The organism is Ferruginibacter paludis (assembly GCF_030409685.1).
Lineage (GTDB): Bacteria > Bacteroidota > Bacteroidia > Chitinophagales > Chitinophagaceae > Ferruginibacter > Ferruginibacter paludis.
In genome coordinates this window covers 587,759-600,573 of the sequence record NZ_JAUFQJ010000024.1, presented here as the reverse complement: position 1 = coordinate 600,573, position 12,815 = coordinate 587,759, and the positions used below count along the sequence as shown (strand labels likewise).

At 40.0% G+C, this 12,815-nt stretch carries 14 protein-coding genes; 2 read left to right on the top strand and 12 right to left on the bottom strand.

The genetic code is table 11. The features are described 5' to 3' along the window. Position 1 precedes the first annotated feature (1 nt). The 3 genes from QWZ08_RS26930 to QWZ08_RS26920 form a co-directional block, all read right to left on the bottom strand. Positions 2–1,165 (bottom strand): parallel beta-helix domain-containing protein, encoded by a 1,164-nt coding sequence (locus tag QWZ08_RS26930; protein WP_290340851.1) that lies wholly within the window; start codon positions 1,163–1,165, stop codon positions 2–4. Between the two features lie 202 nt (positions 1,166–1,367). Further along, the gene (locus QWZ08_RS26925; RefSeq protein WP_290340850.1) at positions 1,368–1,964 is read right to left on the bottom strand and encodes an outer membrane beta-barrel protein; all 597 of its coding nucleotides are present in this window, start codon (positions 1,962–1,964) and stop codon (positions 1,368–1,370) included. Between the two features lie 204 nt (positions 1,965–2,168). Next, a complete protein-coding gene (locus QWZ08_RS26920; protein ID WP_290340849.1) occupies positions 2,169–2,771 on the bottom strand; it encodes a hypothetical protein in 603 nt (200 codons plus the stop codon). A 240-nt stretch (positions 2,772–3,011) separates the two neighbouring features. Here QWZ08_RS26920 and QWZ08_RS26915 point away from each other — a divergent pair, with 240 nt between their 5' ends. Then, positions 3,012–4,007 carry a hypothetical protein gene (locus QWZ08_RS26915; RefSeq protein ID WP_290340848.1) on the top strand — a complete coding sequence of 332 codons (996 nt, stop codon included), beginning with the start codon at positions 3,012–3,014 and terminating at the stop codon, positions 4,005–4,007. 29 nt (positions 4,008–4,036) lie between these two features. Here the strand turns inward: QWZ08_RS26915 and QWZ08_RS26910 are convergent, their stop codons facing one another. From QWZ08_RS26910 to QWZ08_RS26890, 5 genes are all read right to left on the bottom strand, one after another. Further along, the gene (locus tag QWZ08_RS26910; RefSeq protein ID WP_290340847.1) at positions 4,037–5,077 is read right to left on the bottom strand and encodes a patatin-like phospholipase family protein; all 1,041 of its coding nucleotides are present in this window, start codon (positions 5,075–5,077) and stop codon (positions 4,037–4,039) included. 68 nt (positions 5,078–5,145) lie between these two features. After that, positions 5,146–5,295, bottom strand: coding sequence for a hypothetical protein (locus tag QWZ08_RS26905; RefSeq protein ID WP_290340846.1), 150 nt, complete (start codon positions 5,293–5,295; stop codon positions 5,146–5,148). A gap of 2 nt (positions 5,296–5,297) precedes the next feature. Continuing rightward, positions 5,298–5,693 carry a Uma2 family endonuclease gene (locus QWZ08_RS26900; protein WP_290340845.1) on the bottom strand — a complete coding sequence of 132 codons (396 nt, stop codon included), beginning with the start codon at positions 5,691–5,693 and terminating at the stop codon, positions 5,298–5,300. A 20-nt stretch (positions 5,694–5,713) separates the two neighbouring features. After that, positions 5,714–6,598, bottom strand: coding sequence for a flavin reductase family protein (locus QWZ08_RS26895; protein WP_290340843.1), 885 nt, complete (start codon positions 6,596–6,598; stop codon positions 5,714–5,716). Then, positions 6,595–7,602: a fumarylacetoacetate hydrolase family protein gene (locus QWZ08_RS26890; RefSeq protein ID WP_290340842.1), complete on the bottom strand. Its 1,008-nt coding sequence runs from the start codon at positions 7,600–7,602 to the stop codon at positions 6,595–6,597. The genes QWZ08_RS26895 and QWZ08_RS26890 overlap by 4 nt, the downstream gene beginning before the upstream one ends. Positions 7,603–7,707: 105 nt before the next feature. On the opposite strand from QWZ08_RS26890, the gene QWZ08_RS26885 reads away from it, so the two are divergent. Next, a complete protein-coding gene (locus QWZ08_RS26885) occupies positions 7,708–8,382 on the top strand; it encodes a sterol desaturase family protein (protein ID WP_290340841.1) in 675 nt (224 codons plus the stop codon). Between the two features lie 18 nt (positions 8,383–8,400). Here the strand turns inward: QWZ08_RS26885 and QWZ08_RS26880 are convergent, their stop codons facing one another. From QWZ08_RS26880 to asnB, 4 genes are all read right to left on the bottom strand, one after another. Continuing rightward, positions 8,401–8,718: a hypothetical protein gene (locus tag QWZ08_RS26880; RefSeq protein ID WP_290340840.1), complete on the bottom strand. Its 318-nt coding sequence runs from the start codon at positions 8,716–8,718 to the stop codon at positions 8,401–8,403. Positions 8,719–8,755: 37 nt separating this feature from the next. Next, complete coding sequence (locus QWZ08_RS26875; protein WP_290340839.1) at positions 8,756–9,526, bottom strand: TIGR02757 family protein; 771 nt, start codon at positions 9,524–9,526, stop codon at positions 8,756–8,758. 102 nt (positions 9,527–9,628) lie between these two features. Then, positions 9,629–10,768, bottom strand: a complete 1,140-nt coding sequence (locus QWZ08_RS26870; protein WP_290340838.1) for a cystathionine gamma-synthase — start codon at positions 10,766–10,768, stop codon at positions 9,629–9,631. 128 nt (positions 10,769–10,896) lie between these two features. Continuing rightward, complete coding sequence (gene asnB, locus QWZ08_RS26865) at positions 10,897–12,774, bottom strand: asparagine synthase (glutamine-hydrolyzing) (RefSeq protein ID WP_290340837.1); 1,878 nt, start codon at positions 12,772–12,774, stop codon at positions 10,897–10,899. Positions 12,775–12,815: the final 41 nt, after the last annotated feature.

Sequence of the window (12,815 nt, the reverse complement as noted above, 5' to 3'; positions counted from 1 at the left end):
GTTAATTACATGTGGGCAATGCTGCCGGAAAAGAGCTAGAATAGACATTATCCTTCCAGCAGTTATTTGTGCCTGACCCATCCCACAAAAAATCAGCAGGAGGTAAGGGCAATCCTGCAGGAGCAACCGAACCATTTTGAGTAAGCATATTTCCAATAATCCTTACTCTGTCAGGGTTTGGTTCAATGTCGGCAAATGCTTCCGGTGGCAGACCAGAAAGGCTGCCGATAATTAAGGTACTAACGGTTGCAACTCCAACAAAATTATTATGGCTGATTCTGTTTTTTTGTATGGCGGTATTATCGGCGCCAACAACGAGTATGCCGGAACCAGTGGGCACAAAAAATTCAAATCCTCCTTCCGCGGTGGAAAAATTTGGCCGGTTATTATCATGAATATAATTTTTTGTTACAGTTATATTGGCCGTTGTTTTAATTGTAAGGCCTGGCAATAAAAAGACCAGCAAGCCGCCTGTGTTATCATAAGCTTCATTGAAGGAGGCTGTAACATTGGTACAGTTTTCAATTTCGAAACCGCTGACGTTTGCAAAAGCTGTATTATTTTCCACGTTGATATCTGTAGACTGACCGACATAAATACCAGTATCCGAACTGCCAGTGGCTGAACAATAAGTAATAGAACCATTGTGACAAAACACAGGGAATAAGCCATATTCTTTATTGTTGATGGCTTTAACATGGTCTAAAACAAAATGATCCACACCGGTTAACAGCACGCCGTTTTCTTCAAAATTTTGTACGGTTACATTTTTTAAAACAAAGCCGGCTGCGGTTGAAGTAACTTCAATACCATTTTCTTCGTCGCCGGGATTTTGTATTATGATTGCTTTATTGCCCTCAATCATACCGACGAGTTGAATACCGGCTTTATCTACGTGAATGGATTCATTGTAAGTGCCCGGTTGAATAAAGATGATAGTACCTGCGCCGGCTACATCAATTGCCGCCTGTATAGAAGCGCCGGACTTTACCACAACATGTGGCAGTCCGTTAGCGGATTTTTCGGATGCGGTAAGTTGCTTGTCACTACCGCCAGATTCTGTTTCTTTTTTACAGCCGGTAATGCTAACTGTAATAACAGTTAGGAGTAAAAGGATTTGCCTGCAGGTGACAGGCGGTGTTGTTTTTGACAGAAACTTTTTCATAATTACCTTCGTTTTAAATTAGTGATTGATTTATTTGGATGGTTTATTGTAACCGCCTTCAGCGATGATTTTGCAGAATAATTCAAGTGCTGGAAGTCACTGAAATTTGTTGACTCTAAGTATTGAAATTCGGGTTTTAACCCGGATAGACGATTTTTTTACTGATGTACAACTTTAAATATTTCCAGTAGATTGCGCTGCTTCAAAATTCATATCCAAGGGCAATACTGAAATATTTATTCTGTATTTTTTTTATGTAGTTTTTAAAATCACTTACGTTTAGCATCCCATATGTGTAACCGAGGTTAATTGAAAAACCCATTTGGGATTTATAACCGACCAGCACATCTATCCCCAGGTCAAAACTTTTTAATTCATCTCCATATAAATAATCGCTGAGCTTTATAGCAGGCGACAGGCCCCCACCAATAAAATAATTTCCTGTTTTTACATAGGATGCGTAAAGTATATTCAACGGAAGTTCCATGTAATTAAAAGCCATTTTTGTTCCATAGAAATACTGGCTTGATTGCATAATTTCTTTTACTCCTTTACGCACGTACAATATCGCAGGTTGAAAACTGACCGTCTTATTAATTGCGATATCAATATACCCTCCGGCAATCAGTCCTGTCTTTGCCCGGTATTTGAAAGTGGAAGTGTTGTCATCGTTGTATTCAACTCTGCTTTTTGCTACAGCGGTTCCTAATTTTATTCCAAATTTTACTTTACCCGGAGATTGACCGAATAAATTAATTGCAAGGAACAGGAAGGCGGTACAGCATAATTTCTTTTCCATAAAAAATATTTGCCGGTAAATGATATAATATTTTGCGGGCAGGAAAGATAAAATCACAGAGGGATTGGATATACAATTACAAAGTAAATCAGGGAGTAGAAGACGCTGCAGAAATCAGGGAGATTGGACGTTAAAGTACAACCTGTTTTTTTTAAATACAATAGCAAGCTGTATAATAGTTTCAGATAATGCAAATTACTTTCATTACAAAACCAGCCGTTGCATCAGTTTACTGTGTTGATCATGATAAACTTCCTTTTTTCCACCTATAAAAAATTTCTTCTTTATCAAAGCCCCAAGTATTGCCCCGGTTAAAGCGCCTGTAAGTCCACCAAGCAATCCTGCGGCAACGGCCTTTTGTCCTGCTGTCATTGTAAACGCATTGTTTATCCCAATAAAAAGGTCGTCAAATGTATTGGTGTATGGAGTTACCGGATCATTGCCACTGGCTAATCCGATAATAGCGCCGGTAACAACTCCTGCTCCAAGGCCAATCAGCGCACTCTTTAGTCCGCCATTCTTTTTCTTAAAGGCTATTATATTTATTTGCTGCGCATCAATGCGAATGCTTTCATTATACGCATCTCCACTATTCATGTTCATGTGCTTCGGGTTCTTAATTCCGGCATTTAACAGATACACATGGTCATTGTCCATTTGGTAAAACCAGCCTTTTATGATTCTGCCATCCAGAAGATGAACAGTGGCGACGCTGGCGGTTTTGTTTTTGTTGGGAGTAACGCTGTTTGTTTGAGCAACGGCTGTTGCTGCAGAAAATAAGAAACTCATGAGTAATAATTTTTTCATGGCAACTGGTTTAGGTAAAGATGAGTTGATATTGTAAAACTAATTCTGAGCAAAGCCGTTTCAAAATGGCAAAATGAAACGAATGAACGGGCCGTAGTAAATAATCATTTTCTGCAAAAGGATAGTAGCAGGTGGCTGCAAAATTCACTATATTTAAAATGCCAAATATCTGGTTAGTATTTTTTGCAAATAACAAAGGCTCCCGGTTGCATTAATTCCTAAACTTTTTAAAAACGTTACATGGACGCCAATCAAACTCAGCAATTATTCTTTAATCACATTAAATCCAAATTACCACTGCATTTATCTTTTGTAGATGAGGTTGCAGAATTATTAAACATCAGCAATGACAGTGCCTACAGGCGCATAAGGGGAGAGAAACCAATCGGGCTGGATGAAGTACAGATGTTGTGCAATAAATACCAGATTTCTCTTGATCAGCTATTGCAGATACAATCGAATACCGTTATTTTTTCGGGTAATAAATTTGATAATAATTTTGGCCTTTATCAATACCTGCAGGATATATGCAACAACCTGGAATTGTTTAAAAAGATGGAGCAGCCTCATATTTTTTACTATAATAAAGACGTTCCGGTTTTTCACTATATGCAATTTCCTGAATTGAGTGCGTTTAAATTTTTCTTCTGGAAACGCACATTGATTGGTTATCCTGAACTGGCGAAACAGCAGTTTACAGGAGAAGAATCCAGCATAGATATTTTGGAAACAGCGAAAAAAATTATTGAACACTATATAGAAATTCCCTCAACGGAAATATGGAACGAAGAAAGTGTGCATGTTACTATCAGGCAGATTGAGTGGTACCGGCAGTCGAATATTTTTGCCAGCAAGCACATACTGCTAAAGGTATATTTACAATTGGAAGAATTGCTAAACCACATAGAGCTGCAGGCGGAAACCGGAAAGAAGTTTTTGTATAATCAATCCGTTTCGTCTGTCAGTGCACCTTATGATGTCTACATCAACGAATGCCTGATTGGCGACAATACCATTTTTGTAAAAGCCGGGGAAAGGCAGATTACTTTTCTAAACCATAATGGCCTTAATTTTATTGGTACACAGGATAAAAACTTTTGCGATTATACCTTTAAAAATATACACAATATTATCAGGAAATCTTCCCATATCAGTGTGATAGGTGAGAAAGAACGCAGCATGTTTTTCAACACGCTTCGGGGAAAAATCTATGAGTGTAAAAAAAATCTTCAATAAAAAATACGAAAATTACGAGTTTGTTTTAATCAATTGTGCGCCTCTAAAAAATCAACCGTTGCCTGCATACCGTTATTGAAAAGCATTTCCTTTTCTGCCGGTTTCATTTTGCGGATTCTTGCGCTGAGCGATCCGTAACTCACATATATCGTTCTGTTTTTTTCATTTTCCCTTTCGGGGTACTTTTGGTTCAACGTTTCTATAATAAGGTTATTAAACGCATGAATGTATTCTTTGAAGGAGCGAATCTTATATGGAGGAATACCACTACTGTTTCTTTTGAGTGAATCAATTTGTGCAGGACGCTCCAGTTTAATCCCCAGTGTTTGCGGGTTAAAAGAGAGTTTATCTGATTGCAACGGGTTTAAATTGTTTTCGCTGCTGTCAAAAATACTGATAGGGTAATTGGCAAGCATGCCGCCATCTACATAATAGTTTTTAAAAGAAATGGTATCGGCTTCGTCAACTTTTTGATACTGGTCATCCAAAATAACGGGCTCAAAATACATAGGTATGGCGCCACTGATTCTTACTGCAATTGCGATGGGCATATCAGGTGTATGCTCATAGCTAAAAATATCCAGCTGCTGTTTGCTCAGGTTGGTACCGGTGCAATAAAAATCCTTATACAGCTTATTTTGCAAATGCAGTGCATGCAGCTGGGCAAAAGTAAGATTACTATTGCCTGTTTTAAATTGAATCAGTTGTTGTACCCACAACTCAAATTTATGTCCTTTATACAGGCCGTATTTGTTTCTTACCCTGCGGTATTTACCAACGATGCCGCCTTTACCGTCGTTGAATTTTTCAACAGGTAAAAAGCGCATGATGCTGTCCACCTCTTTGGCGCTGTATCCAACGCTGATCATTACTCCGGCAATGGCTCCGGCGGATGTGCCTGCTACTTTATCTATTTGTTGTAAAATATGTTTTTCCTCCAGTACTTTAAATGCGCCTGCATAAGCCAATCCGCGTACACCACCGCCTTCCAGCACCAGATTTTTGTATGGGTATTGTTGCTGGGCCAGGCCGATGCAGGGAAACAGCAAGGCAAGAAGAAGTGTCTTCATACAGTGAAAATAAAAAATAGCATGGGTTGAAAAAGTTAAATACTGATTAAAATTTATTGGAGCCATTTTTATTCCCATATTCCTGTCATCAGCACATCGGCCTGGCAGCCGTCATCCATATTGAATGTATAATTGCCGGTGGATGCTATTTTATCCAACTGGTATTTACCTTCTCCATCAAGGTGATAAATTTCTATTTCGTTTTTATCAACATCCACAATTATGTTATAAGGAATTTTTGTGACTGGTAAATGTAAAATTTATTGTTTCGGTCTTTCATCACTGTAGGTGGTGAAAGAATTTCGACTACGATGGTGGCTGCAAAATCAAGAAAAGGTTTGTTTACTTCCTTACAAATTACCGCAGCATCCGGTTGTACAACCGTGTCGTCAGAAACTTTTATATCAATAAAATTGTACACCCTGCGATTGTCACAACCAGATTTTTTGATGCCATCCTTAAGTTGATAGAGCATATTCGCGCTAACCCATTGGTGCCTTAATGACGGCGCCGGACTCATAGCATAGGGGATACCCTCAATGATTTCCCAACGGCCTTCCCACTGCCAGTAGTCTTCGTATGTATAGTGAGGTAATATTTTTACTGCTGATGACATGGAAACAAATTTACAAAAAATTAATTTAAGGCCAGCAACACCTGCCATGCCTCGTCAACCTTACCTTCATTCAATAAGCGGGCGGCATAAATATGCAGTTCTTTTTCCATCTCATCGGGATTGATAGAGTAATATTGAATAATGTTTTTAAGCGTGTCATCATAAAAAGCCGGATCAACCAGGGGCTGCAGGCTTACATTTGCTAATTGCCCTAAATGGTTTCCTGTGAGTATATCACTGTTTTTTATTGAATCCGGCAATGCATCTATACCAATGCCCAGCTTGGTGTTGGGCTTTTCTACTGTAAACAAATTGCTTTCATCAACTTTACAATACCAGTCGCCTCCAAGTCTCGCCACCAGTTGTAATTTTGTCTGATCTATTTTTCCATCACCGGTTAAAATATCATCTGCGATATGTATTATCTGTACTTGTGCAATAATTAAATTTCCTGCGCCACCTTGATCACCTAATGGTTTTATTTCAGTAACAGTACACTCTAATTTGATTTTACTTTGTTTAACCATCGGCGGTTTAACCTTCGTTGCGGTTTCCATTGTAAAACCTGCCTTCTCAAATTCATTAACACCTTTTGCAAATTCGCAACTGGCTAATGACATTTGTTGCACCATGTCATAGGTCACAATATTGATCACCACTTCAGGCACTTCCATTATGTTTTCCAATGTATGTTTGGTGGTATTATTTCTTCCTCTCCGTACCGGTGAAAAAACTACAACAGGTGGGTTATAGGAGAATAAATTAAAAAAACTAAAAGGGCTTAAATTAACGTTACCTGATTTGTCGATAGTAGAAGCAAAGCAAATAGGCCTGGGAGCAACTGCAGTTTGCAGGTAATGCTGCACTTCAGCCATACTGCTATCTTTCAGGTATACTGTTTTCATAATTTCTTGAGATCCAATATAGAGAAATCACTTTCATCCTTTACAATTGTATTGGTCAGTTTACCAAGACCTTCAATTTCCATTTCCACCACATCACCTTCTTTTAGCCACTGTTGTTCATAGTTAGGATCACTTAATTTTCCGGTGCCATTTAATTCTAAAAAACAGCCCGTGCCAACTGTTCCGCTACCAATGATATCTCCTGCAAATAGCTGCACACCATAACTGCAGCGTTCAATTATTTCTGCAAATGTCCACGCCATATCTTTTAAATTGCCTTTACTAATGCGCACTCCGTTCACTGAACAGGTCATATCCAGGTTCCATGACTTGCCTGTGTGGTTTTCGGGGCACGCCACTTCAAATGTTTCCAATTCATCCAGCGTAACCAGCATGGGGCCGGTTACGGTTGCAAAGTCTTTTCCTTTGGCGGGTCCGAGGTTTAAACGCATTTCTTCCATTTGCAGTGTCCTGGCACTGATGTCATTCATTATCATTAATCCGCCGACATATTCATCGGCTTCCGCTGCTGCTATATTTTTACCAGCTTTGCAAATTACAATTGCCGCCTCCAGTTCAAAATCAAGTTGTTTTAAATGATCCGGCATACATACCACGTCTCCGGGGCCTTGTATGCAGCTGTGATTAGTAAAATAAAAAACCGGGAACTGGTCAAACTCAGGGATCATTTCCAGGCCCCTGTTTCGCCGCGCCGCCTCAACATGCTGGCGAAAAGCATATGCATCGCGACAGCTGGTAGGGTAGGGCACCGGCGCCAGGATGGTCGCATCTTCCATCGCGGTGGTATACACATTGCTTTTTAAGCCGCTTTTAATACGTTCCAGGGCATTTTGTGCTATGGGAAAATAATCATCCCAATAATTTAAAAACATCGCTATACTGGTTGGCAATTCGGGATGTATCGAATCCATGTCGTATAGTACATTCTCTATACACATTGCCAAATGATCCTGGCCGTCTTTTAAATAAGTAACTAATTTCATAGTAATAAATCAGGTACGAAAATAGCGTATAAATATTGATATGTAACGCCAATAAGAATAGCTTTTTAATTACATAATAAGTAATTTTACACCAGATTTATTACTATGAAATTCGAAAAAATTCATAACAAAGGGCAGGCGCGGCTATTTAAAAATGAATATATAGAATACCTTACCAAAACTCATCCGCTGGTAATATGGGGCATCTATTTGCCGGTGATTGTCTTTATGTGTTACTACAGTCGCATTGTACTTGGCCTGAAACCAGAGCATATTTTTCTGGCATTTTTTTCTGGCATTTTTTTCTGGACTTTTTTTGAATACATGCTGCACCGTTTTGTTTTTCATTTTATTGCAGCGAACGAGCAGACGATGAAAATTGTGTACATCATACACGGAAACCATCATGAGTATCCAAGAGACAGGGAGCGTTTATTTATGCCGCCGGTTCCAAGCCTGATTCTTTCTTCTACTATTTTCAGCCTGATGTATTTTATTGCCAGCCTGATGGGCACAACGGAAAATATTTTTGCTTTTTTTCCAGGTTTTATGCTTGGTTACCTGATTTACGGATCAATGCATTACGCCATACATGCCTGGAACCCACCTTATAAATGGATGAAGCCACTCTGGCGCAATCATCACCTGCACCATTATAAAAATGAAAACCGTGGTTTTGGCGTAAGCACTACATTATGGGACCGGTTGTTTGGCACTATGTTCGATCTTTCGAAGGAAAAAGAAGACAAGGAAAAAGTAAAAGATCTGATGTTTAAATAAACTGCTTTACAAAACTGCTCACCATTTTTCTTCTTCGTTTGTACCATCTTCCTTTTTTGTAAATTGTTTACGCAACGTAATTTTTTGCAGTTGCCTTTCTATTAAAAGGCGGGCAATTATTTTACCGGCATCCTGCTGAGGGTTTTCTTTTAGTACGGTTTTTAATCTGGCTTCATCTACATCCACCCTGTAGAGCAGGTATACCAGTTGATCAAAATTATTTTTTATGAGGCTGTTAATTTTTTCTGCCAGGTAATTCTCAACTTGTTCCATTTCATTTATCGTGGCAGGTAGTTGAAATGTTTGTTGCAGGTAAATGTGTAGTTCCTGGTTCATGAAAATTATTTTATAACAGCAGGTTGCATAAATGTACTTAGTATTTTTCAACAACGCCTGTACCAAATAAGGCAAAATCATATTTTACCGGATCGGTTTTATCCAGCCTTCTTAAATGTGAGGTCAATTCCAGCGCCGCTTTCCAGTCTGTATGGTTGCCTTGCAGTAAATTAAATCTTTTTGATACCCTGGCTACATGTACGTCTATGGGACAAATCAATTGTGCCGGAGAAATGTTTTTCCAGATGCCAAAATCTACTCCCGCCTGATCGTTCCGTACCATCCAGCGCAAAAACATATTCAGCCGTTTGCAGCCTGAATTTTTGTCGGGCGAAGCAATGTGCTTTTTTGTTCTTTGTGGTATATCGGGCAACGAAAAGAAATAGTTATAAAATTCTTTCAAACCATTTTCGACTGTTATATCTTTTTTACCCATGCCTTTTGTAAAAGCAATTTCCAGGGATGGATACTGCGAATAATGAAATTTAAAAAATTCAACAAAGTACAGCAAGTCGGTAGCGTTAAAAGTCCGGTGTTTAAATTGCTCCAGCCTTTTTAAATCTGCCGGGGTATGCTGCAAACAAAAATCATGCGGTGCATTGTCCATCAGTTGCAGCAGTTCTTTGCTTTTATTGATGATGGTAGTGCGGTTGCCCCAGGAAAAGATGGCCGCGAAAAAACCGGCTATTTCAATATCCTGTTTTTTTGAAAACAGATGCGGTATTGAAATCGGGTCATCTTTTATAAAATCTGGCCGGTTATAAAAAATGACTTTTTCATCTAATTCCTTTTTTAAATTCGTTTTCACTTTATCAGGCTGTCCTTATGTTTTAGTGTTTTTAAAATATTTCAACAATGGCGATGATCACCCAATTTGCATTTAGAATTATTGAAGAGTACGCACCGCAGCTTATCCTATTGCCTGGTTTAAATCGGCTACAAGGTCGCCGGCATCTTCAATGCCAACACTCAGCCGGATTAACCCGTCTGATAAACCATTTTTTATTCTTTCTTCTCTTGGTATGGATGCATGTGTCATGCTTGCCGGATGGTTGATGAGCGACTCAACGCCACCAAGACTTTCAGCCAGGGCAAATATTTTAGTAGAGGATAACACTTTGTTGGCAGCTGAAATGCTGTCGTCCTTTAATTCAAAACTGATCATGCCGCCAAAATCACGCATTTGTTTTTTAGCTATGGCATACCCTGTGTTATCTTCAAAACCAGGCCAGTACACTTTTGCTACAGCAGGATGCCGGCTTAAATGATGAGCGATGATGGCACCGTTTTCACAATGCTGCTTCATTCGTACGTGCAAAGTTTTTATACCTCTTAAAACTAAAAAGCAATCCATTGGTCCTGGTACGGCCCCACAACTTTTTTGTATAAAATACAGTTTTTCCCTAAGTGCAGCGTCATTCATCATCAGGCATCCTTGTATAACATCACTGTGGCCACCTAAATATTTTGTAGCGCTGTGCATAACAAGATCAGCTCCCGAATCCATCGGGTTTTGCAGGTACGGAGATGCAAAAGTATTATCAACACAAAGCAAAGCACCGGCCTTTTTGGCTATGGCTGCAATAGCTTCAATATCGGTAATGTTCATCAATGGGTTGGTTGGCGTTTCAACCCAAATCAGCTTTGTATTGGCAGTAATGGCAGCCTGTACATTGGCAGGGTTTGTTGTATCAACATAAATAAATTTGATGTTGTAGCGCTCCCACACCTTGGTAAATAACCGGTAGCTGCCGCCATACATATCACTGGCGGCTATCACTTCATCGCCTGGATTAAGCAATTTAATAACACTGTCTGTTGCGGCAACGCCGCTGCTGAAAGCAAGACCATATTTTGCATTTTCAAGAATGGCGTATGCTTCTTCCAGCGCTTTTCGGGTGGGGTTCTGGCTGCGGGCGTATTCGTAACCTTTGTTTACGCCGGGCGCTTCCTGCACATAGGTAGAAGTTTGATAAATAGGAGTCATTATTGCACCTGTGCTGGGATCGGGTTCGGCACCGGCATGTATTATTTTTGTAGCAAGTTTCATGGTATTAATTTTTTAGTTATTGCGCAATGCAAAGTAAATGCTTTTGCTGCTACGCTTGTGTTATAGCAATTGTTAACTACTAATAAGTTGGCTATTAAAAGTTGAGTGCAGTTTATTAAATGTAGTTTTTATAAATCGCCGGCAATCATCTGCGCTGCACACAAATAGCGCCAGTCGAAATTGTTGCTCTCATGCGCCGCTTTGGGGGTTATTTTTTTGTTTAATGAGGTCGCTTTTAAAACGCCTTTATTAACCAATTTCCTTTTTGCTTCCTGTATATAATCCTGTAAAATTTCGTTGTGCATCCACTGAAACTGCGGTGGTTCATAGCCTACCTTCTCTTTGCGCCATACAACCTCATCCGGTAATTTCGTATCCATCGTTTTCCGCAGCAACCATTTTGTCCATCCATCATGGATTTTAAAACCCGCGGGCAGGGTGAAAATAAACTGAACCAGTTCATGTTGTAAAAACGGTAACCGTACTTCGGTACTATGTGCCATGCTGTTGCGGTCGGCAAAGCGCAGTAGTTCTTCCAAACCCATTGTTTGGGTATTGAAATATAAAATGTCGTTTAGTTTGGTGATGATTGGTTTGCGGATGCCTTCCCATTCCCGTCCCTGTAATCCTAACACAAAATCCTTATTGATGTCCGGCTGTCTTGCACTTTTCAGGTATTCATTTTGTTCCAACTGTATAGCCGCATGAGAAGGAAGATAAGCAGCCAGGTAATTGCTGATACCCCACCTGAAGGGTAGTTTATTTTTCAACAACATCTTTCTTTCCCTGTAGGCTGCAAGAAACCTGCTTTTGCCCGCCAGTTGCTGCAGGTACCAGTGTATATATTTATTGTACCCGGCGAGTGTTTCATCGGCCCCCTGGCCATCCAGTAAAACTTTTACCTGGTTTTGATGCGCCAGTTCAAACACTTTATACTGAGCATAAATGCTGCTGGATGGAAAAGGTTCTTCCTGGTGATAGCACAGTGTTTTAAAGTCTTTTATAAGGCCCAACGCTGAAGGCTCAATAAAATGTTGTTCTATAGGTCCGTTAGCAATTGAGTTGGAAAGATGTTGTGTAACAGCTTTGATATAACCGGACTCATCTTTTGCAAAACCGGGAAAAATAGCGGAGAAAGTATGAAATGGCTGCCCGGGATGATTGATTGCTGCAAGTATGGAAGAGCTATCCAAACCGCCGCTCAAACTGGTGCCGACAGGTACATCACTGCGCAACCTTCGGTTAACTGACATTGAAAAAAGTTCCCGGAATTTTTCTATTGCGGCATCTGCAACTATCGGTTGTGCATTGTCTTTATCAAGCTCCCAATAGATATGGGTGCGGTACTGCAAAGTGTTGGTATTAAGCTGCAAAAAGCTTCCCGGCGCAAGCGAATAAATGTCCTGAAAAAATGTTTGCTCTTTATCATTGGCATTTTGTACATATCCAAGGGCAAGGTAATTCAGCAGCATTTTGTCATCGGTATTTTTTTCGATACCGATAGCCCAAAGCGATTTCATTTCGCTTGCAAATGCAAACATATTATTTGTAGTAGTGTAATAAAAAGGCTTCTCTCCAAAGCGGTCTCTTGCTGCAAATAAAGTCCGTTCTTTCTTATCCAGTATGGCAAAAGCAAACATGCCGTCAAACTGTTCAAGACAATCTTCTTTCCAGCAGTCATAGGCCGCCAGGATAACTTCTGTATCGCTTTTGTTTTGAAAGCGGTAGCCCATTTTCATGAGCCCTTCCTTTATCTCAATGTAATTGTAAATTTCTCCATTGTAAACAATCGTATACCGGTTTTGGTAATGCATTGGCTGGGCTGCGGCAGGCGATAAATCAAGAATAGATAATCTTCTGTGCCCAAGCCCGACGTTTCCCCGTTGGTTGATCCATTGGGCTTCACCGTCAGGTCCACGGTGAGCAATGGCATCCGTCATTTTTTTCAACCGCTCCCTGGTGACGGCATTCGCATCAGAGCTTATTATTCCCGCTATTCCACACATAGTTGTAAATATCCCAAAAAAATCCCGGCTGCCAGCCGGGA

Excerpts from the sequence above, each read along its gene's own strand:
- QWZ08_RS26925 (WP_290340850.1), bottom strand. The coding sequence starts at position 1,964 with ATGGAAAAGAAATTATGCTGTACCGCCTTCCTGTTCCTTGCAATTAAT.
- QWZ08_RS26895 (WP_290340843.1), bottom strand. The coding sequence starts at position 6,598 with ATGAAAACAGTATACCTGAAAGATAGCAGTATGGCTGAAGTGCAGCAT.
- asnB (WP_290340837.1), bottom strand. The coding sequence starts at position 12,774 with ATGTGTGGAATAGCGGGAATAATAAGCTCTGATGCGAATGCCGTCACC.
- QWZ08_RS26885 (WP_290340841.1), top strand. The coding sequence starts at position 7,708 with ATGAAATTCGAAAAAATTCATAACAAAGGGCAGGCGCGGCTATTTAAA.
- QWZ08_RS26890 (WP_290340842.1), bottom strand. The coding sequence starts at position 7,602 with ATGAAATTAGTTACTTATTTAAAAGACGGCCAGGATCATTTGGCAATG.
- QWZ08_RS26870 (WP_290340838.1), bottom strand. The coding sequence starts at position 10,768 with ATGAAACTTGCTACAAAAATAATACATGCCGGTGCCGAACCCGATCCC.
- QWZ08_RS26900 (WP_290340845.1), bottom strand. The coding sequence starts at position 5,693 with ATGTCATCAGCAGTAAAAATATTACCTCACTATACATACGAAGACTAC.
- QWZ08_RS26910 (WP_290340847.1), bottom strand. The coding sequence starts at position 5,077 with ATGAAGACACTTCTTCTTGCCTTGCTGTTTCCCTGCATCGGCCTGGCC.
- QWZ08_RS26915 (WP_290340848.1), top strand. The coding sequence starts at position 3,012 with ATGGACGCCAATCAAACTCAGCAATTATTCTTTAATCACATTAAATCC.
- QWZ08_RS26880 (WP_290340840.1), bottom strand. The coding sequence starts at position 8,718 with ATGAACCAGGAACTACACATTTACCTGCAACAAACATTTCAACTACCT.
- QWZ08_RS26920 (WP_290340849.1), bottom strand. The coding sequence starts at position 2,771 with ATGAAAAAATTATTACTCATGAGTTTCTTATTTTCTGCAGCAACAGCC.
- QWZ08_RS26930 (WP_290340851.1), bottom strand. The coding sequence starts at position 1,165 with ATGAAAAAGTTTCTGTCAAAAACAACACCGCCTGTCACCTGCAGGCAA.